This window comes from Bradyrhizobium sp. (genome assembly GCF_036009065.1).
Taxonomy (GTDB): Bacteria; Pseudomonadota; Alphaproteobacteria; order Rhizobiales; family Xanthobacteraceae; genus Bradyrhizobium.
In genome coordinates this window covers 1-19,664 of sequence record NZ_DASYMN010000067.1, presented here as the reverse complement: position 1 = coordinate 19,664, position 19,664 = coordinate 1, and the positions used below count along the sequence as shown (strand labels likewise).

At 63.2% G+C, this 19,664-nt stretch carries 22 protein-coding genes, 1 pseudogene and 1 riboswitch; of the genes and pseudogenes, 5 read left to right on the top strand and 18 right to left on the bottom strand.

Going from position 1 to position 19,664, the window contains the following annotated elements:
• Both VGP39_RS04465 and VGP39_RS04460 read right to left on the bottom strand, forming a co-directional pair.
• Positions 1-1,135: pseudogene (locus VGP39_RS04465) on the bottom strand (N-acyl-D-amino-acid deacylase family protein); the annotation flags it as partial.
• 77 nt (positions 1,136-1,212) lie between these two features.
• Positions 1,213-2,451: an MFS transporter gene (locus tag VGP39_RS04460; RefSeq protein ID WP_327566895.1), complete on the bottom strand. Its 1,239-nt coding sequence runs from the start codon at positions 2,449-2,451 to the stop codon at positions 1,213-1,215.
• 134 nt (positions 2,452-2,585) lie between these two features.
• On the opposite strand from VGP39_RS04460, the gene VGP39_RS04455 reads away from it, so the two are divergent.
• Positions 2,586-3,839, top strand: coding sequence for an ATP-grasp domain-containing protein (locus VGP39_RS04455; protein WP_327566894.1), 1,254 nt, complete (start codon positions 2,586-2,588; stop codon positions 3,837-3,839).
• A 10-nt stretch (positions 3,840-3,849) separates the two neighbouring features.
• Here VGP39_RS04455 and VGP39_RS04450 read toward each other — a convergent pair whose 3' ends face one another.
• Entirely contained in the window at positions 3,850-4,005 is a 156-nt protein-coding gene (locus VGP39_RS04450; RefSeq protein WP_327566893.1) for a hypothetical protein, read from the bottom strand.
• A gap of 155 nt (positions 4,006-4,160) precedes the next feature.
• Between VGP39_RS04450 and VGP39_RS04445 the strand changes: the two genes are divergently transcribed.
• Positions 4,161-4,403: a hypothetical protein gene (locus VGP39_RS04445; protein ID WP_327566892.1), complete on the top strand. Its 243-nt coding sequence runs from the start codon at positions 4,161-4,163 to the stop codon at positions 4,401-4,403.
• 4 nt (positions 4,404-4,407) lie between these two features.
• Here the strand turns inward: VGP39_RS04445 and VGP39_RS04440 are convergent, their stop codons facing one another.
• From VGP39_RS04440 to VGP39_RS04425, 4 genes are all read right to left on the bottom strand, one after another.
• Positions 4,408-4,695 (bottom strand): hypothetical protein, encoded by a 288-nt coding sequence (locus VGP39_RS04440; protein WP_327566891.1) that lies wholly within the window; start codon positions 4,693-4,695, stop codon positions 4,408-4,410.
• Between the two features lies 1 nt (position 4,696).
• Positions 4,697-4,924 (bottom strand): transcriptional regulator, encoded by a 228-nt coding sequence (locus VGP39_RS04435; protein WP_327566890.1) that lies wholly within the window; start codon positions 4,922-4,924, stop codon positions 4,697-4,699.
• A 132-nt stretch (positions 4,925-5,056) separates the two neighbouring features.
• On the bottom strand, positions 5,057-6,076 hold the full coding sequence (locus VGP39_RS04430; RefSeq protein ID WP_327566889.1) for a DUF6925 family protein: 1,020 nt from the start codon (positions 6,074-6,076) through the stop codon (positions 5,057-5,059).
• An 86-nt stretch (positions 6,077-6,162) separates the two neighbouring features.
• Positions 6,163-8,415: a TonB-dependent receptor gene (locus tag VGP39_RS04425; protein WP_327566888.1), complete on the bottom strand. Its 2,253-nt coding sequence runs from the start codon at positions 8,413-8,415 to the stop codon at positions 6,163-6,165.
• A gap of 113 nt (positions 8,416-8,528) precedes the next feature.
• Positions 8,529-8,729: riboswitch (cobalamin riboswitch) on the bottom strand.
• A gap of 260 nt (positions 8,730-8,989) precedes the next feature.
• On the opposite strand from VGP39_RS04425, the gene VGP39_RS04420 reads away from it, so the two are divergent.
• The 3 genes from VGP39_RS04420 to VGP39_RS04410 are packed head-to-tail and all read left to right on the top strand — an operon-like array spanning position 8,990 to position 11,657.
• Complete coding sequence (locus VGP39_RS04420; RefSeq protein WP_327566887.1) at positions 8,990-10,033, top strand: iron ABC transporter permease; 1,044 nt, start codon at positions 8,990-8,992, stop codon at positions 10,031-10,033.
• Positions 10,030-10,812: an ABC transporter ATP-binding protein gene (locus VGP39_RS04415; RefSeq protein WP_327566886.1), complete on the top strand. Its 783-nt coding sequence runs from the start codon at positions 10,030-10,032 to the stop codon at positions 10,810-10,812. Before VGP39_RS04420 ends, VGP39_RS04415 begins: the two co-directional genes overlap by 4 nt.
• A gap of 29 nt (positions 10,813-10,841) precedes the next feature.
• Positions 10,842-11,657: an ABC transporter substrate-binding protein gene (locus VGP39_RS04410; RefSeq protein WP_327566885.1), complete on the top strand. Its 816-nt coding sequence runs from the start codon at positions 10,842-10,844 to the stop codon at positions 11,655-11,657.
• 48 nt (positions 11,658-11,705) lie between these two features.
• Here VGP39_RS04410 and VGP39_RS04405 read toward each other — a convergent pair whose 3' ends face one another.
• The 11 genes from VGP39_RS04405 to soxC form a co-directional block, all read right to left on the bottom strand.
• Entirely contained in the window at positions 11,706-12,746 is a 1,041-nt protein-coding gene (locus tag VGP39_RS04405; protein ID WP_327566884.1) for an MBL fold metallo-hydrolase, read from the bottom strand.
• 16 nt (positions 12,747-12,762) lie between these two features.
• Positions 12,763-13,215, bottom strand: coding sequence for a DsrE family protein (locus tag VGP39_RS04400; RefSeq protein WP_327566883.1), 453 nt, complete (start codon positions 13,213-13,215; stop codon positions 12,763-12,765).
• 11 nt (positions 13,216-13,226) lie between these two features.
• Positions 13,227-13,712 (bottom strand): hypothetical protein, encoded by a 486-nt coding sequence (locus tag VGP39_RS04395; RefSeq protein WP_327566882.1) that lies wholly within the window; start codon positions 13,710-13,712, stop codon positions 13,227-13,229.
• Positions 13,709-15,451: a thiosulfohydrolase SoxB gene (gene soxB, locus VGP39_RS04390; RefSeq protein WP_327566881.1), complete on the bottom strand. Its 1,743-nt coding sequence runs from the start codon at positions 15,449-15,451 to the stop codon at positions 13,709-13,711. Before soxB ends, VGP39_RS04395 begins: the two co-directional genes overlap by 4 nt.
• Before the next feature lie 173 nt (positions 15,452-15,624).
• Positions 15,625-15,930, bottom strand: coding sequence for a hypothetical protein (locus tag VGP39_RS04385; RefSeq protein ID WP_327566880.1), 306 nt, complete (start codon positions 15,928-15,930; stop codon positions 15,625-15,627).
• Positions 15,931-15,941: 11 nt separating this feature from the next.
• On the bottom strand, positions 15,942-16,799 hold the full coding sequence (gene soxA / locus VGP39_RS04380) for a sulfur oxidation c-type cytochrome SoxA (RefSeq protein ID WP_327566879.1): 858 nt from the start codon (positions 16,797-16,799) through the stop codon (positions 15,942-15,944).
• A 29-nt stretch (positions 16,800-16,828) separates the two neighbouring features.
• Entirely contained in the window at positions 16,829-17,140 is a 312-nt protein-coding gene (gene soxZ, locus VGP39_RS04375) for a thiosulfate oxidation carrier complex protein SoxZ (protein WP_327566878.1), read from the bottom strand.
• Between the two features lie 22 nt (positions 17,141-17,162).
• Entirely contained in the window at positions 17,163-17,657 is a 495-nt protein-coding gene (gene soxY / locus VGP39_RS04370) for a thiosulfate oxidation carrier protein SoxY (RefSeq protein WP_327566877.1), read from the bottom strand.
• Between the two features lie 23 nt (positions 17,658-17,680).
• A complete protein-coding gene (gene soxX, locus VGP39_RS04365) occupies positions 17,681-18,022 on the bottom strand; it encodes a sulfur oxidation c-type cytochrome SoxX (RefSeq protein ID WP_414644564.1) in 342 nt (113 codons plus the stop codon).
• A gap of 48 nt (positions 18,023-18,070) precedes the next feature.
• A complete protein-coding gene (locus tag VGP39_RS04360) occupies positions 18,071-18,844 on the bottom strand; it encodes a c-type cytochrome (RefSeq protein WP_414644562.1) in 774 nt (257 codons plus the stop codon).
• Positions 18,828-19,664: sulfite dehydrogenase (gene soxC / locus VGP39_RS04355; RefSeq protein ID WP_327566876.1), on the bottom strand; the 837-nt coding region annotated here is incomplete at its 5' end. The genes soxC and VGP39_RS04360, both read right to left, overlap by 17 nt.

Genomic DNA, 19,664 nt, shown 5'->3' with positions numbered 1-19,664 from the left:
CTCATAGTCGGGGGGATCGCCGAGCAGATACATCTTGTCGTAGTTCGGACGAAAGAACAGCGGATCGTCGGTCGAAGTCGCGGTCTCGCTCAGGATCGCGGCACGAACTTCCGGCTGATGCAGGCGCTTCAGACGCTCCGTCAGCGGCAGATGCGCGATCGCCTTGTAGCTCGGATGGGTCTGGAACGGATTGCGCGACAGCTCCAGCCCGAGCAGCCAGCCCGACCGGGCGCGCGGCGATCTGCGCGGTGATCGACAGCCCGCGCGCGGAAGCCTCATTGATGCTGTCCAGCGTCTGGCGCCAGCGCCGCGGCGCCTTATCGGCCTGCGTGATCGAAAACGAAATCGGGCACCTCGTGTTCTCGGCCACCCGCAGCATCATCGGCAGGTCTTCGTGGATGCTGCCCTGGTCCAGCACGAATTGCAGCACGCTGCGGCCGACCTTGTGCATCGCGCCGGCAATCGCCGTCAGTTCATCCTCGCCGGCCTTCAGCGTCGGCGTGTAGTCGCCGGTCGAGGTGCGGTGGTTGAGGGTGCGCGAGGTCGAAAATCCCAGCGCGCCGGCGCGCACCGCATCGGCGGCGAGCGCCGCCATGGCGCGATTATCCTCTGATGTCGCCGGGTCGCGCCGCGCGCCGCGTTCGCCCATCACATAGACGCGCAGCGCCGCGTGCGGCAGCTGGGCGCCGATGTCCATGTCGAACGGTCGCTGCGACAGCCAGTCCATGTAATCCGGAAAACTCTCCCATTGCCACGGGATACCGGCGCTGAGCACCGGCTCCGGAATGTCCTCGACGCCTTCCATCAACTGGATCAGGCGCTGGTGATCGGCGGGCCGACATGGCGCGAAACCGACGCCGCAATTGCCCATAACCGCGGTGGTGACGCCATTCTGCGACGACGGAGAAATGTCGTTGGCCCAGGTGACCTGCCCGTCGTAATGGGTATGCAGATCGACGAAGCCGGGCGTGACCAGTTTGCCCCTGGCGTCGATTTCTTCCGCACCTTTGGCCGAGACCTTGCCCACCTCGGTAATGCGGCCGTCGCTGATGGCCACGTCGGCCTCAAACAACTCGCCGCCAAAACCGTCGGCGATGGTGCCGCCGCGGATCACAAGGCTTGGATTACCGGCCATAAGTTTCATCCCAAAATGCTGATTTGTTGCCGCATCATGAGTTCCCGCCGGTTCAAGTCAACCGCCGCAGGTGAGGCTCAGGGATGCAAAACCCTTCCGTCAGGCTTTTCGAAGTTCGTCCGCGGGCTCCGGTCGGTGACCAGCGCCAGCAACACGGTGAGGGCCATGAACACCGCTGAGGCGCCGAACACCCAATGCGGCATGTCCTGATCCATGATCCAGCCGAACAGCAGCGGGCTGATGATGCCGCCGATGTTGAAGCCGGTGGAGACGATGCCGAAGGCGCGGCCGGCAGCACCCGGAGGCGCCGCGTTACGGACCAGCATGTCGCGGGATGGCGCAATCACGCCGCCGAGGAATCCCGCGGTTGCCATTGCCGCGATCAGCGGCACCGGCGGCAATGTGAAGATCGCGATGACCAGCACCATGGCGGCGTTGAGCGCGAAGCACACTGCGGCTAACTGCCCGTGGCGATGGGTTCTGTCGGCCAGCAATCCGCCTGCCAGCACGCCGACGGCGCTGGAGCCGAGCAAGGCCGTCAGCGCGATGTTGGCGGTCGAGAATGTGTTGCCGTAACCGCTCATCAGCGCGACCACGCCGAAATTGCCGATCCCGGCGGTGGAAAGACTGAGCAGCATGAAAAAGCCAGTCAGCAGAATGATTGCCGGCGTGACCACGTTCTGCTGCGGCGCCTTGATGCCGTCGGTTCCGCGGTCCGCGGCGCTGGCATCGGGAATGCCGGCCACCAGCAACAGCAACGCGACGACTGGTCCTACCGCGCCGGCTGCGATCAGCGCGCCATGGCCTCCGGTCGTGGCCACCAGCGCGGCAACGATGGCAGGGGCGACCGCGCCGCCAAGAAATCCAGCGAAGGTGTGGATCGAAAATGCGCGGCCCATGCGCGCTTCATCCATGTGAGCCGACAGGATCGCATAGTCGGCAGGATGATAGACGCTGTTGGCGAGCCCAAGCAGCACCGCGCTGGCGATCAGCCAGGAATAGCTCAAAAGCAGCCCAAGCATGATAAGGGCGCAGCCGCCGAGCGTGAGACCCATCAGCAGTATCTTGCGGGCGCCGATGTGGTCGGCAAGGTAGCCGATCGGCGCCTGGGTCAGGCCGGAGACGACGGCGAACACCGTGAGCGCAAAGCCAAGCTCGATGTAGCCGACGCCGAGTTGCTCCTTGAGAAAGGGAAACAGCATCGGCAGCACCAACAAATGAAAATGGCTGACCCAATGCGCAGTCGAAATCGCAAGCAAGGTGCGCAGCGAGGTGTCCGTTTTCGCCGGACGCGGCGCGGCCAGTATATCGACCATTTGAACGTAGACCCCGTTTCCTGTAACGGCCCGGCTAGGCAGGCCACAACTATCGGGTCTGCGGGCTATTTGTCTATGAATACGGCTGCATGGCAGCCCTTGTGAGGGACGCCGGACGCAGGAATGATGACGGCATGGCCGATCCATCGCAGGGCTCAAAACCGCTCCGGGTGCTGCTTTCCGAGGGCTCCAGCACGTCCGCGCGCGAGGCGATCACGGTGCTGGGGCTGGCGGGGCATATCGTCGAGGTTTGCGATCCTTCCGCGGCTTGCCTCGGCAGGTTTTCGCGCTTCGTCAGCAAATTTCATCGCTGTCCCGGCCTTCGCGACGATCCGGCCGGCTACCTGTCGTTCGTCGAGAAGCTGCTCTCGGAACAGGCGTTCGATGTGCTGCTTCCAATTCACGAACAGGGGTTTGTGTTCGCGCGGGTAAAAGGGCGGTTCGAATCGCGCGTCGGCCTGGCGCTGCCCGTTTTCGAAAGCTACCGCGCCGCACACAGCAAGAGCGGCTTCAGCCGATTGCTCGGTGAGTTGGGGCTGCCGCAGCCGGTAACGCGAATCGTGACCTCGCCGAGCGAGTTACGCGATGCCGTTCGCTTTCCCTGCGTCGTCAAAACTTCGATCGGCACCGCGAGCCGCGCCATCTGGTTCGTGCGGGACGACATTGGACTGACGCAGGCGCTGCGGGACCTTGGCGCGAGGGATGCGTTCGCCGGGGAGGTGCTGGTGCAGGACCTGGTCGCGGGTGCGACCGAAAAAGCCCAGGCGATATTTTCGCACGGCAAATTGCTCGGCTTTCATGCCTATCGGCAAATTGCCGCGGGCGCCGGTGGCGGCGAAGCGATCAAGCAAAGCGTCCGGCGACCGAAGCTGCGCGCCGACCTTGCAACGATCGGGGAGCGGCTCGGCTGGCACGGCGCGTTGTCGGTCGACATCATCATGCCGGATGAGGGCACGCACCTCTTTATCGACTGCAATCCGCGTCTGGTCGAGTCGATGAGTGCATATCTCGCCGGGCTCGACCTGGTCGATTTGCTGTTGCGGGTTTCGCAGGGAAAAACACCGGAGCCCGCGCCGGACAGCCGTGAGGGTGTACGGACCCATCTCGCCATGCAGGCCTTGCTTGGCCGCGCCGCGCGGAACGGAACGCGGCGCGAGGTTTTTCGCGAATGCGTGCGTGTCGTCGCCCGGCGCGGGCCCTATGCCGGGAGTGTCGAGGAACTGACGCCGCTGCGCCACGACTGGATCAGCGCCGTGCCGCTTGCAATGACCGCCTTGGCTTTGCTCGCAGATCCAAAGCTGGCGGGCACGCTATCGAAAAAGGGTTGGGGAGCACACCTGCTAGGCGCCGAAAGCATTCGCCTGATCGAACACGAGAACTTCCCGTGAAGCGGTGGAATCATATGGGTTGATCGTCATCGCCGTAGCGATCGCGTTTGGGTGTCGCAAAATCGCCGTCTTCTTCCTCGTCATCCTCAACGGCCTTGGGCGGCGGCTTCTTGCCGCCATCCCTGGTCGTCTTGCCCTTTTCGGGCTTCTTGCTGGTTCCACCCATGTGCGCGTTCCTGCTCTGCAGAGGAATTGACCTCAATATCACCGCCATTGGCGGACATATTAACCTTCAGATGCGCAATCTTCACTGCCTTTTTCCACGGTTCGGTGTAAAGGGAGGCGAAGATCGGAAAGAGATCAAGGCAACACGGAGATGAGATGAAGAAACCGAAGTTAGAGATCGAAGAGCCTCAGCCGCGCAAAATCCTGCGCGCCGACAAGGCGCCGACCGACGGCTATTCGCTGGTCGTGGACGGCCACTTCAAGTCGCATCACGCCACGGTCGAAGCCGCAGAAGAAGCGGGAATGGCTTTGAAGAATCAGTACCAGATGCTCCAGGTGCAGGTTTACGATGCCGCGACCAAGACGCGGTCGATGATCGAGTGGCCCGCGCCGGTTTGAGCGGTCAAGTCCTGCGACCTCCGCTTTGCTGACTGGACAGCCAGTCGCTCAAAGCTGGCGCCTTTCCTCCCGATTGCTTCGCTGATTTGCCGCGCGGCTTCTTGGCCGCCGCGGCCGGTCGCGCCGGCTCGGCGGCTTCCCTTGCAAGGCGCAATGCTTTCAGTCTGGCCATGTTATCGAGCACGGCCTTCGCGGCGGAATCGCGGGCGGTTTTACCGGTCTTTGCATCCTCGGCCGCTTTTGCGGCCTTGTTGAAACGTGCTTCGGCGCGGTCGCGATCGTCTTTTGTCATGTCAGGTCGATTTCTTTTTCTTCAGCTTGGATTTGGGCTCGACCGGCCTCGCGCGGTCGGCAGCTTCCTTGGCCAGCCGGATCGCACGAAGGTTCGCCGTCCGCTTGCGGATTGCGATATCCGCCGCCGCGATATCGGCCATCGCCTTGATGCCCTCGGCGTCCTGCGCGAGCTTCCTGTTCAGCCGGATCTCCTTCATCTCGGCGGCGGTTTTCGGTTCGTCGTCCATAGGGCACCTCAAATTTGCCGGGCAGAATCGTGGCTCGGCTGATCGCACGTCACTAATAGCATGTTTCCGCACGCAAAAGCGGCTCTTCGGGGGTATCCGACCCGAGGGGGGCCTCTAAACTAGCTCCGCAAATCAGCGCGGGTGCTGGAAAGCGGTTTCCTCCTCCTCCTCGTCGGCGTCAACAGCGCCATGGTCGAATGCCGCAAGCCAGGCGTTCAATATGGGTGAGGCCATTCCCGCGGCTTTCAATTGCCGAAGCGCGATTCGGACGTTGGTGCGGGCATGGCGATCATGCGCGATTGCCAGGATCGAAGGGGGGTGTTCGGTTTCGACAGCGTCCGCAACCCGGCGCTTGATCGCAACGCCGTCCGCCAGCCCAAAACTCTCGATTATCCGTTGAAACGAATTATGGCGTGCGGTGTCGAACGATTCCATGCCGCCTAAATCGCTGGTCGGATGCCCCGGATAAAGATGCGCGCAGGGAATCCACCCCTCTGGAATCGGCTCGGTGGCGGCATGGGTCCGTCCGGTTTTCAGCAGCTTCGGCAGAACGTGCGTATGCGGCCCGTCCGGGCTTTTGCCCGATGCAGGCGGGATCCGCTGATAGACCTCGATCCGGCCGATCCGGCTGATGAAAACGCGGTGCGGATTTGTTTGCAGCAACAGGCTCATCGCGGGATTTGCGGGGTCGAACACCGATTGTCCGCAGTGGCGGCGCAATTGCGCGACCGTGTCATGGTCGTCGATCCGCACGCACAGATCGGCCTGCAGCGCGCCGAGGCCGAGGTCGAACAGGATGGATCCGCAGTATTCCGGCTGCAATGCTTCACGATCGGCGTCGAGTTCCGTCAACACCGTGCGCCGGTTCATCGCGCAATCGCCGGCCGGCAGGCAAAAGGCGACCCTTTGGCTCCAGCTCGATCTGGTGATGCATTCGAACGCGAAGGGGCGGCAGCTTTCGGATAGTTCAATGGCAATACCGCCGCGCGTCGTGACGGCCGCAGCGCCGGTTGCCGATTGCGTCAGGCGCACCTCCTCGTCGCGGCCGCGCGAGAATTCGGCGATGCCGCCGAAGGTGCCGAGGCTCCAATGCGTGTCGGCATCGGCGATCTGTTCGTGCAGCAAGTCGATCGCCGCGCTTGATATTGGCATTGGATCGGCATCCCCCGGCATTTCGCCGGTAGATTACCGTCTTGGGCGATTGGGACAAGCCGGGCGCCGCCGGCCCGGCTTGTCGGTCAGAACGTCGCGCCGGCCTTGACCCAGAACGTCCTGCCCGGCAGCGGATAGGCATTGAACCGGTCGGGCGTGAACGCGCTGGCGATGGCGTAGTCGTAATACAGCGCATTGAACACGTTATTGACGCTGACCGACCAGAAGTACCTGTCGTATTCGCCGCTCAGCTTGAAATCCACCGTGGCGTTGGCCGGAATCAGCGGCTGGGTGTTGGGCTGATCGTTGTCCATGCGGCGATCGCTCCAGTAGCGCACCGTCGCATCGACCACGAGGTATTTCTGCCAGGCGTTCCAGGTCACGCCGCCGCTCGCCGTGTAGCGCGACACCAGCGGAACGTCGTTGCCGGTGAAGGGACCTTCGCGGAATACCGCGCGGGTATAGGCGAAGCCGCCGCGAAAGAGCACGGTATCGCTTGCGCGGAAGGTGGCACTGGTCTCCGAGCCGTAGCGGCGAGTCGGATCCAGATTGTAGTTGAAGAAGCCCACCGGATTGAAAAGAATCTCGTTGGTGAGCTCCATGTCGTAAATGCTGGATTGCAGCGTAAACGCCCCGGCCTTGATGCGGAAGCCGCCTTCGACGTCGTTGGACGTTTGCGTCTTCAGCGCGAAGTTTCCGGGGATGGCAAAGAAGAAGGTGGGGTCGAACTTAGGTCCCGATGAGACCCGCTCGTCGACATTCGGCGTGCGGAACGCGTGCGCGGCTCGCCCGAACACGGCGAACACGTCGTTGAAGCGGTGCTCGAGGCCGATATGCAGCGCGTGGTTGGTCTCTCCGGTGTCGAGCGGCATGGCCTGCGCGTCGCCGAAATAGTTCGGCGCGGTCGGGTCCAGCCGATCTCTCGCGCTCAGGCTGAAGTGCTGGATTCGTCCGCCGTAGGAGAAGTCGGTGGTCGGCAAGATGCCGATGGTCTGCTGCCAATAGGCGGCGACGGTTTGCTGCGACAGGTCGTACATGTGAATCGGCGGCGCGCCGACGAACGCGCCTCGATTCTGATGGAAGGTCGCATCGTAGAAATCGATGCCGGTCAGGATGTTCGAGGGCATCCCGAACACGACATTCTTGATGCTGAGGCGCGGCGTCAGCGACCAGGTCTGCAATTTCGCGTCGACATAGGTGAAGTTGAACGTCGACAGCGGGACGCCGCCCATGAAGGTGCCCTGCTGCTTCTTGTCACGGACGCCGCCATCGACGATCAGTTCAGCGCCGTAGCCGAGCGACTTGATGAAACCGGCGGTGGCATTGGCGCCCTGTTTTTCGGCATGATCGAATGGCGTCGCCGCGCCTTTGCGGTCGGTAACGAGCTGATTGACGCCGATCGACGGATCGACCAGCCGGCCGCCGGGAAATCCAAGGCGAACGTCGTCGCCCGATAGCGTCAGATAGGCCGTGAGATCGGGCGTCGTATACCGGATATCCCCGACGGCGTTATGCTGCGCGAGTTTGTTGTTGACCCGATAGCCGTCGGAATTGATCTGGTTGCCGTAGAACGACGTCGACCACGGCCCCGCATTCGCGGAAGCCGATGCCGCAACCTGGCGCTGGCCGAACGACCCGCCGCCGACCTCGATGCGTGCGGCCAACGGCGGGCCCGTCACTCCGGTCTTGGTGACGATGTTGATGACGCCGCCCATCGCGTTGTCGCCATAGAGCACGGCGCCGCTGTTGCCTTTGGTGATTTCAATGCGTTGGATCGAATCGCGCGGAATCGTGGAGAGGTCCACGCCCTGCATATCGATGTCGTTCACCCTGCGGCCGTTGATGAGGATCAGGGTATTGGAGACCGCGGTCGCGCCGAAGCCGCGCAGGTCGACGGTAGTGCCCGTGCCATTCACGCCGCCGAACAGCGACGTCAGCTGTACCCCAGGCACCTGCGCGATGACCTCATGCACGGTTTGGGCCGGCGAACGCGCGATCTCTTCCGCGGTGATGACTGTCGTCGAAGCCCCGGCCAGGATGTTCGGAACGGCCGTGGTGGCGGCGGGTGCGGGGCCGCCTGAGGGCTGCGCTACAGGTATCGTTTGCGGTGTCTGGGTGCGTGTCACGCGGCCCAGACGCGAAGCCCATTCAGAAGAGGGTTCGATGCGATCCCGGATTACCGGCTTAGGCGGATTGACCTCGATCGCGGGCAATTGATCCGACGGCGCGGTCTGCTGCGCGTGGGCGGCAGGAACGCCCAGGCAAACGATCGGAACGAGAAAACTCGAAGCCAGCAAACAGACGCGTCGCCGCTTTGCGGCAGTGATGATGGGAGACATGGTTCGACCTCGGTATGACGTCAGTGGCACGTCACAGCGAACCAAGTCTCACCGATGTGCTTTTCAGCACGCCTGTGAAGCTAATGCCTGTACTCCCCGACCGACATCTTCGCGTGTGACCACGGCTGACGGCAGGTCTCCTGGCTCGCGGGTCGTTACCCTTCGCCGCCTTCCCAGGACCGAGATTCCCAGTGGCGTATGACGAAAGATTCACCGCTTACAGTTGCGGGGGCAGCCGCGGCATAGGGGAGCTTCCCCGCACCGCATTCCCTTTTTGATCCCCAAGTAAGGGAACCGTCATGATCAGTAAGAACCATGCCGCGCTTTCGAGTCAATCAGGCTGCTTTCACGCCAGCGTTTTGTCCAGGACTGTGCCAGAAAAGCAACGCCGCGGGGTTCTTACATCGATACGTCATGGCCGGGCTTGACCCGCCTGCGGGGCCGAAGCCCCTTCGGCGAGGCGAAGGCCCGGCCATCCATCTTTCTTCGAAAGGCTGTTGCGAAGATGGATGGATACGCGGGTCAAGCCCGCGTATGACGCAATCCTGAGCGACAAGGACGGGCTTGCACCGGAATGAGCGTTGAAAGCCTCAGGCTCGCGAGTGATCTGGCGGCGCGACGGCGGACGGGCGTGACTATCGCGCTTGTCGTTCTCGTCGTGCTGCTTGCCTTGACCTCGCTCGGGACCGGTCCGGTGCGGCTGTCGCCGCTCGCCGTTATCGACGCGTTGTTCGGAGGGGGCACCGACGTGCAGCAAGTCATCGTGCGGGAAATCCGTCTGCCGCGCACCATTTTGGGCCTCGCGATCGGCGCTATCCTCGGGCTGTCCGGTGCTGCGCTGCAGGGGTTGCTGCGCAATCCGCTGGCGTCGCCATCGCTGTTCGGCGCGCCGCAATCCGCCGCCTTCGGCGCGGTTCTGGTGATCTCGCTCGGGCTCGCCGACGTGCGATCCTACGCGCTGCCGGTCGCGGCCATCGCGGCGGCGTTCGCATCCGTGTTCGTTCTGCTGGCGGTCGCAGGCCGCAACGCCGCGCTGCTGATTCTCATTCTGGCGGGGCTCGCGATCTCGAGCCTTGCAGGCGCCATGACCGCGCTGGTGATGAACCTGTCGAGCAATCCGTTCGTGGTGCTGGAAATCGCATTCTGGCTGCTCGGCTCGCTGGAGGACCGCAGTTTTCGCCACGTGATGCTGGCGCTGCCGTTCATCGCAGCGGGCGCCATCATCCTGATCAGCCAGCGCAACGCGTTCCGCGCGCTCAGCCTCGGCGAGGAAACCGCGCAAAGCCTCGGCGTCGATGTCGGCCGGTTGCGGCTTGCAGTCATCGTCGGCGTGGCGTTCGGTGTTGGCGGCGCGGTCGCCGTCACCGGCACCATCGGCTTCATCGGCCTGGTCGCGCCGCATCTGATGCGTCCGCTGATCGGACACGATCCGGCGCGACTATTGGTTCCCAGCGCGCTCACCGGCGCAGCGCTGCTGCTGGCCGCCGATATCGCCGTGCGCATCATTCCCTCGAGCAGCGACATCAAGGTCGGCGTGCTGACCTCGATCATCGGCGTACCGTTCTTTCTCTATCTGATCATCCGCGAGCGCCGCGTGTTGGGCGGAGGCGTCGCATGACCGGAACCGCGCTTTTGACCGCGCAAGGCGTCAAGGTGACGCTGGGCGGCCGCGCCGTGCTGAACGAGGTCTCGCTGCAGCTGTCGTCGGGGCATCTGGTCGCGCTGGTGGGTCCGAACGGCGCGGGAAAAACCACGTTGCTGCGCGCGCTGGCGGGGCTGTTGCCGTCGCTAGGCGCGGTCCATGTCGGCGGCGCTGCGCTGTCGTCGCTACGCTTAAGCGAGCGGGCGCGGCGCTTTGCCTATCTGCCGCAAGGACACATCGTGCACTGGCCGCTGCCGGCGTGGGATATCGTCGCGCTCGGCCGCATCCCGCACGGCGCGACCGATCCGGCGCGGCTGGCGCCCAGAGATGCCGAGGCGGTGCTGCGGGCGATGCAGGCCACCGACGTGTTTGCATTCCGCGAGCGCCGCGTTACCGAATTGTCGGGCGGCGAGCGCAGCCGGGTTGCGCTGGCTCGCGTGCTCGCCGTGGAAGCGCCGGTGCTGCTGGCCGACGAGCCGACCGCATCGCTCGATCCGCGCTACCAGATCGATGTCATGGCCAACCTGCGCAAAGCCGCCGACGGCGGCACGCTGGTGATCGTGGTGACGCACGATCTCGGGCTCGCCGCGCGGTTTGCCGACACGGTCCTGGTATTGTCGGAAGGCCGCCTCGTCGCGCAGGGCCGGCCTGCCGAGGCGCTGTCGGAGCAGGTCATGGCCGACATATTCCGGATCCGCGCCTATCGCGCCGAGCATCAGCGCGAAGCCGTAATCGTGCCGTGGGCCGCAGTATGACAAGGCAGTTCAGGTCTTTGTCGGCGGTCATGGTCTTCGCCGTTGTTGCGATGATCGGCAACGGCGGCGCGGCCGCAGAGTTGCCGCGCATCGCGTCCATGAATGTCTGCACCGACCAGCTGTTGCTGACTTTGGCAAACCCCGGACAAATCCTCGGCCTCAGCCGCTACGCGCGCGACGCGTTTCAATCCTGGGCGGCGAACGAGGCGCAAAGGTATCGGATGCTGTCGGGCGGCGCCGAAGACATCCTGGTACTGAGGCCGGATGTCGTGGTCGCGAGCCTGTTCGACAAGCGCTCGACGCGGGAGCTTCTGAAGCAGAAAGGTTTTCACGTCGTCGAGTTCGGCGTTCCGCGCTCGCTCGACGAGGTCAAGCACCAGATCCGCGAGATGGGCGCGATCGTGCAGCATCCGGATCGTGCCGTCGCCGAGATCGCCCGGCTCGATGCCGCAATCGCGCGGGCGCGCCAAGCCGTCGCGCATAAGCGCTATCGCGTATTGCCGCTGTCGCGGCGCGGCTGGGTGTCCGGCAGCGAGAGCCTGCTCAGTTCGCTGCTGACCGAGGCCGGCCTCTTCAACGCGGCGGGCGAACTCGGCGTCGCCTTCGGCGGGTTCGCCTCGCTGGAGGCGATCGTGAATCTGAAACCGGATTTTATCGTGGTGTCGGACGCCGGTGACACCGCCGAGGATGACGGCCGCGCCTTCCTGCTGCATCCCGCGCTGGAGCGTTTCTATCCGCCGTCGAAACGCATCGTAGTTCCGGACCGGCTGACGGTGTGCGGCGGCGTCATGCTGGCGGACGCGCTGGATATGCTGATCGCGGAACTTCAGCGAGTGGAGCGGTAACCGGATTCTGGTCATGGCCGGCACAAGGCCGGGCATGACGGCCGGAATTTAGCCCGTCAGCACCGGACCGCCGGCTTTCTTCCACGCGTCGATGCCGCCCGCGATATGCGCGGTGTTTGCCAGCCCGGCATCCTTCGCTGCTTTCACCGCCATCGCCGAGCGTTCGCCGAACGCGCAGAAGAACACGATGCGGCGCCCGGTCGCCGCGGCAGCCTCGCGCAGCATGCCGCCCGGCCTTAAGTTTTCTTCGATGGAAGGATACGGCGCGTGCAGCGCGCCGGACAGCATGCCGTGCTTGGCGCGCTCGCCGCTCTCGCGCAGATCGACCAGCAGAAGCTCCGGCCGCCCGAGGCTTTGGATGGCGTCGCGGGCGCTGAGCGCCAGCCCCTGTTTTGCCAGATCGTCCTGATGCAGGCCGACATGCATGTTGGCCGGCACCACCACGTCCATCAGTTTCGGACTGGGCAGTTTTAGATTGCTCATCAACTCGACATACTCGTCCACCGAGCGAACCTGCAGCCGCGGATTGAAACGTTTCTCCTCGCCGATGGTGGAGACGGTGTCGCCCTTGTAATCGTGCGCGGGAAACACCATCGTCTCATCCGGCAGCTTCAGCAGCCGGCCAAAAATCGAATCATACTGCGCCCGCGCGCTGCCGTTCTGGAAATCGGTGCGGCCGGTGCCGCGGATCAGCAGCGTGTCGCCGGTGAATACGCGGTCGGCCATCAAATAGCTGTAGGAATCGTCGGTATGACCGGGCGTGTACATCACGTCGAGGCTGAGCCCTTCGATCATCACCTTGTCGCCATCGCCGACCCGCATCGCGACCACGTCGGCCTTGCTCTGCTCGCCCATGATGGTGACGCAGTGGGTGCGGTCACGCAGTTCGCCGAGCCCGGTGATGTGATCCGCGTGCAAATGCGTGTCGACCGCCTTCACCAGCTTGAGGTCGAGTTCGCGCAGCAGCTGGCAATAGCGGTCGACCTTCTCCAGCACCGGATCGAGGATCAGCGCCTCGCCGCCGGCGCGGCTCGCCAGCAGATAGCTGTAGGTCCCCGATACGCTGTCGAACAACTGGCGAAAGATCATGCCGGCCCTGCTTGCGTTACGGCCGAATATAGCTCCAGCCCTGTTCCTGCAATTCCATCAGGCGGACGACGCCGGACGGGACGAGGGTGGCGTCGGATATGATCGAGACGGTCTTGCCCTCGGCCTTCTCCATGTTTTGCTTGGTGTTGTTACACGCGGAAAACTGAATCTTGCCGGGAAACGCCAGCTCCTTGAGACGCTTGATGCGATCTTTTACCGGCGAGGTGTCGTCGCGCAGCATGTGCAGGCCGGGACCAAAGGTAACGAGGTCGACGTCTACGTCCTCGTTCTTGCCGCGATAGTATTCGATCGCGTTGGTGGCGTTGTTGAGCGCGAGATTCATCAGCTGCGGATCGTTCTGGTCGACCTGGATGGATACGCGATGCGATTTGGCGTCGGCCGCAAAACTGCCCGAGACGAGCGGCAGGGACAGTAACGCAGCAATTGCCAGACGAACGATGACGCGCATATCCAATCTCCCTAAGGACGAACCAGCGTAAAGCCATTTTCAGTCAGCGACAGAATTTGTGCGACGCCGACCTGCACCGGGATCGCGAGCGGAATGATCGCCGGCCGCTTGCCGGTCTCGCGCTCGATGCTGTCGACGGTGTTCAGGCAGACGTCGAATTTGACGCCTTGCGCGATCAGGCTTTCGACACGCTGCCGGTTGGGGTTTTCGGGACGAAGCAGGTCGATGCCGGGGCCGAACGTCACCACCTCGATGGCGATCTTGTCCGGATCGTAGGCCTTCAGCAGGTTATTGGCGATGCTGATGATGAGGCCTTCCTTTTTCGGATCGTTGTCCGAAAGCTGCAAGGCGAGGCGATGCTCGGCGAATGGTTTGTCCGGCAGCGGCGCCGGCTCGGCATGCACGGCAGCCGGCGTTGCCGTCAGCAGCAGCGCCGCGATCGCCGCGCAGGCGAGGGCGCTGCCGTTCCGCCGGGCTTGTGCCGCGAACGTTTTCATCCTTGTCCCGCGATGCCTGGGTTGTCGGCGACGCCCTTCAGCATAACGCCACTACCGCGCCGGTCCGACATTTTTCCCGCGCGCAGATATTTTGCGAACACATCCCACACCGGCGCGCCGTTCTGCTCGTTGACCGAGGCCCAGCCGGCCACCTTATAGCTCCTGGCGGCCTCGATGGGGCGTCCGTTGTCCAGGTGCAAATCCGAAATGCGCCGGCCGACGGTTTCCGCCGGCGTACAGGTATACGCCATGCCGCCGACCCGGACCATGTCGCCGCCCTGCTGATAATAGGGATCGGCGTTGAACAGATTGTCGCAGACGTCTTCGAGGAGTTCCTTGATCTGGTCGCCGGTCATGTTCTGCACGTAAGTCTCCGGATAGGTCACGGAGGTTTCGGAGAGCACGTCTTCCATCGTCACCGGCTGGCCCGGCAGCACGCTGGCGCCCCAGCGGAAACCCGGCGACAGCGCGATCTCGGCGTCGAACTCGCTGCGCAGCGCATCGCAGATCAACTGGTCGATAGTGCCGTTGAAATTGTCGCGGCGATAGAGCAGCCGGTCCGCGGTTGCGATCTTTCCGGCATAGCTTGCGGCATATGGCGCGCGCAGTTTTTCGATCAGCGCCTGCATGGCAGGATCCGGCTTCAGCAATTCCGAAAACACCGGCAACAGCCGGTAGCGCACGTCGCTTACCCGGCCTTTTGCAAGATCGAGATCGAGCACGCCCAAAAACTTTCCGTTGGAGCCCGCATTGGTCACCAGCGTGGCGCCGCCGGCATTGGTCACCGCGATCGGCTGCGGCACTGCGTCGTGGGTATGGCCGCCGAGAATGACATCGATGCCGATGACGCGGCTGGCAAGCTTGAGATCGACGTCCATGCCGTTATGCGACAGCAGCACCACCGCGTCGACCTTGTCATTATTGCGCAGCGAATTGACCAGCTTCTGCAATTCGTCGTCGCGGATGCCGAATGTCCAGTCCGGCGTGAAGCGTTTGGGATGCGCGATCGGCACATAGGGAAACGCCTGACCGATCACGGCGACGCGGTATCCACCGATCTGCTTGATGGTGGCGGGCTTGAACACCCGGCCCGACGCGGCGTCGTATGCCTTTGCGTCGTTGAAGGCGGCTTCCTCGGTGAGGAAAACGTTTTGCGCAAGAAACTCGCCCTTGAAGCGCTCGAGGTTGCCGCGCAGCACTTTTTCGCCATAGGTGAATTCCCAATGGCCGGTCATTGCCTCGATGCCAAGCAGGTTCGCGGCTTCGACCATGTCGGCGCCCTGCATGGCATTCGCAAGGCCGCTGCCCTGCCACAAATCGCCGCCGTCGAGCAGCATCGAATTGCTTGCGCCGACACCGGCGCGCAGGCGATCTATCAGAGTTTTCAGATGCGCGAAGCCGCCGAGCTTGCCGAAGCGCGCGGCGGATTTCTCGAAATCCAGGCAGGTGAAGGCATAGGCATCGGCGCTGTCGGGCTTTATCTCGAAGCGATCGAGAAAGGCGCGGCCGACCAGATGCGGCGGGCGGCCCTGCATCTCGCCGATGCCGAGATTGACGCTGGGCTCGCGGAAATATACCGGCAACAACTGCGCGTGGGTATCGGTCATGTGCAGGATGCGTGCATTGCCGAAGCGTTCGAGATCGTACACGCTGGTTGCGGCACGGCCGATCCGCGGCGATCCGCCGGAAAGCACCGCGGCACTTGCGAGTCTTATGAAATCGCGGCGGCGCATCGTCATGTCGCATCCCCGCCGGCATCCAACGCCAGATCGTCATGCCCGGGCTCGTGCCGGCCCTCCACCTCTTTCTTTCTAGCGCAAGCCAACGACGTGGATGGCCGGGACAAGCCCGGCCATGACGATGAATTGATGGATTCGGCGCGTATCTCCCGCATCTATCTCACATCATGGGCTTAGCGAATTTCCATATCTTTCCAGAGCGTTTTCTCGCTGGTGGCCTGGAAGATCGATGCCTTGGCCAGTGCCTCGGCTTCCTTCGAGGACGCCACCGCAGCATCGAAGTTGCCCTCGGCGGCCGCCTTCTTGGCGGCCGCCAGCGATGCCGCGGTCGTGGTCCATTGATTGCGCAACGCGCCTGCCTCCTTGTTGGCGGCTTCCGCGGCGGCGTAGGCGGCGGTGTAATCTGCTTCGGTGGCGGCTTGCAGAGGGGTGGCGCCGACGCTCAACAAGACGAGCGACAGAAGGATCGATGTTCGCATTTCGATCCTCCTCATGGCCGCGCGCCCGGACCGGAGATCGGCAGTCCGTTGCTGACATAGGACAGGAAATATTCCACGTCGCGATACTCGTCGTCCTGCGGGTTGAACGGCACGCCGCGGATCTGGCTGTTGCAGGTGGTGAAGCGGCGGCTGGTGGTGCCCATGCCGCTCCATTCGGAGCGATAGATCGGCATCGCATTCAAGATGCCGAGCGCGGGCGCCAGCACTTCGGCGCGAATCCGCTCGCCCGGGCTCTGCACGTGGCAGGTTGCGCAGGAGAAATTCAGCTGGCCGCGCCTTGTGTAGAAGTATTCCTTGCCCTTCTGATAGGCCGCAAGCGCACGCGGATCGTCGGGAATCTTGATGTCGAACGGCTTTCCGCGGGAGGTGAACGCCATATAGGCGGTCAGCGCCGCCATCTCGTCCCGCATATAGGAGAACGGCGGCTCGCCATTGGCCTCGCGGCACTGGTTCAGCGCGAGTTCGAGCGTGATGACCTTGCCCTGGCTGGTGTCGAAATAGGGATAGTCCTGGCGGACGCCGATGCCCTTGTTCGCAAAGCAGTCGGCGTAGCTCTTGCCGTTCTTGAACGGCTTTGAAAACATCTCCTTGCCCATGTCGACGGAGAATTCGTAAGGCGGGAATTGTTCCTTCTCCTGCCACTGCCGGTACAGGCCCTCGTCCATGGAATAGGGCCCGTTGACGAAATCCTCGAGCTTCACTTTCGGAAACTTGTCGGTGAAAAATTTCCTGAACGCGGCGGCATCGGCCGGCGGGTTGGGTGTGTCGGCGGCATTGGTGGAGGCTGCGCCGAGTACCAGTGCAGCCAAGGCAAAACCGGCCGAAGCAAAGCAAATCGCGGACCGCATGTTGATTCTCCGCCTGCCGCGACCGGCCATTACTGGATTTTCGCCGTGGTGGTATCGGTGGCGCCCTTGTTGTCGACCCAGCTTATCTTGAGGTCATCACCCTTCTTGCCGCCCTTGAAGCTGAACTTGACATAGGGGTCCTTGGACACCGCGCCGCCCCAGTCCGCAACGAACACGGGCTTGCCGTCGTATTCGAAGGTCAGCTCCTGGATGAAGTGCGGCGGAATGAGTTCGCCCTTGGCATCCTTGACAAAGCCGGAATCCATCGGGTGCTGGATCAGCGCCTGCACTTCGGTGGTGTCGCCGCTCGATGTCGCGCGGGCGCGGATGGTCGATGCCATGAGAAACCTCCCTTGAATTGGTTCAGCCGCCGCAGCCGCCGACGGTGACTTTGACTTCCTTGGTCGCGCTGTAGACCTTGCCGCCGGCTTCCACCACCGCGATCACCTTGCTGGTCCTCGCCATCTTCAGCCGGTTGGCGACGCTCGGGATGGTGCCTGCGGGAATCTTGTAAGAGGCCGCCAGCGCGTTGGGATTTTCCACGACCAGGATCGAGATCGAGGTGACATCGGCCAGCGTCGAACTCACCGAGATCGGCACCACCGCGCCATTCTCGGCGATCTCCGGCGCGTCGAGCTTTACCTTGTCGGAGGGCTCCGCGGCCTTGCCGTAGAGCGACTTGATCGCGTCATCGCTGCTCTTCTGCTTGAACGCATCCTCGGGATACTTGTCGTTGGCCGCGGCGAAGGCGGGCATGAGCTTGAATTTTGCGACGCCAAGGCTGGCGAGCGCGACCACCGCTACGCCTTTCAGTATCAACCGCCGGGTCGGATCGAAGCCGGTCTGTTTCACGTTCATGCCAGTCTCCTTAGGAGCGACGCTCACAGCGTCTGCAGAAAATCCACTACCGCGCTGATTTCCTTATCGGTCAGGATGCGGTTTCGACCGAACGGAGGCATCACGGTTAGCGGGTTGCGTTTGGTTTCGTCGAATACGATCGCAACCAGTTCGTCGCGATTCGGATACTTTTGCTTGATGTCGATCAGCTCAGGGCCGATGGTGCCGGGAAGATCACCGCCTTTGATGACGTGGCAGGTAAGGCAATTGCCCTTGCCGCGGTCGAAAGCGAGTTTTCGGCCCTCGGCCACGGCCGACTGCGCGCCGGCCGGTAACGGCGGCGCCAGCGCGGCGAGCAGCAACGCCGATGCGAGCGCCGGCACCAAAGCGGATCTTGAAAGAGCGATCTTCAACGCGCGTTTCCCTGACGTTCTTTATTTCGGTTGCATCGTATCGAGCGGCCCGGTCGTGCGCGGCGTCAGGTTCCTGCCTTCCGCCGTGGAGGTGATCTTGATATCGCGAGGATCGGCGCAGGCGCTCATGCAGGGCTCCGCCATCGTATCAGGTCTCGGATCGATCCAGATGAAACCGTCGCGATTGGGCATTTTGACTTTCGGCAGGCTATCCCGGTCGGCGACGAAATCACTGGAGACGATGTCGTTCAAGTGCAGAATATAGGCGGTCAAAGCATAAACGTCATCGGCTGACAATGTGTGCGGCGCCTGCATCGGCATGGCGCGGTTAATGTAATCCCACAGCGTCGGCGCGAACGGCCAGTAGCTGCCGACCGTCAGCTCCGGCCGGTCGTGTCTCAGCGTCCCGGCGCCCCCGACAAGCTTGGGAAAACGGCTTTCGCCCTCGCCAAAGGTTCCGTGGCAGATGGCGCATTGTTCCGCGTAGACCTCCGCGCCCCTGTGAACCACGCCGTTGCCGGGGGGTAAGCCCGCACCATCGTCGCCGCGGACGTCGATATCCCAGCCGGCAATCTCGGCCGGCGAAGCGGGTTGGCCGTAGCCGTAATGGCCGGGCTCGGCGGCGAGGGCAATCGAAGTGGAGGCTACAAGGCCAAGCAAAACCCACAACGTCGTCCTGAGGTGCTCGCCGCGCTTGCGGCGAGCCTCGAAGGATGGGCCACGAGCGCCCTTCGAGGGCCTCGCTTCGCGGGGCCACCTCAGGATGATGGAGTCCGAGTTACGAAAGCTGAACATCGAACACGCTCCCGTCCGGCTTGACCTGCCAGGTCTGGATCGAGTTGTTGTGATAGACCGAATTCACCCCGCGCCGCTTTCGCAACTGCGCGATGGTCGGCTGCACATAGCCGGTTTCGTCGATGACGCGGGATTCCAGTAGCGCCGGCCCGCCGTCCCAACGCCACGGCTGCGTGAACCGTGTCAGCGCCTTTGACAGCACCGGATCGTGCAGTTGCGCGCGCTGCCAGTTGACCCCGCCGTCCGTGGAGACATCGACCTGCCTCACCTTGCCGTTGCCGCTCCAGGCCAAGCCGCGAATTTCATACAGCCCCGGGCCGCTCAGCGGCTTTTCAGGGCAGGGGAAGGTGATGACCGACTTGGCGTCGATCAGCCAGGTGAAGCCGCGCGAGGTGCCGTCCGGCATCAGGTCGGTATATTTCGAGGTTTCCTCGCGCGAATACCACGGCCTGTCGCCGAGCTTGATGCGGCGCAGCCATTTTATGCTGACATTGCCCTCCCAGCCCGGCACCACCAGCCGCAGCGGATAGCCTTGCTCCGGCCGCAGCGCCTCGCCATTTTGCGCGTAGACCACGAGGCAATCATCGAGGCATTTGTCGAGCGGCAGGCTGCGGTTCATGTGCGCCCCATCGGCGCCTTCCACCATCGCCCAGCGCGCCTCCTTTTTGAGGCCGACTTCCTCCAGCAGGGTTGAGAGTTTTACCCCGGTCCATTCGGCGCAGCTGATCATGCCGTGATTGAACTGCAGCGAGTTCAATTGTGCCGCGCGCCATTCCATCCCGCCATTGGCCGGGCACTCGATGAAATGAATGCGCGAGAG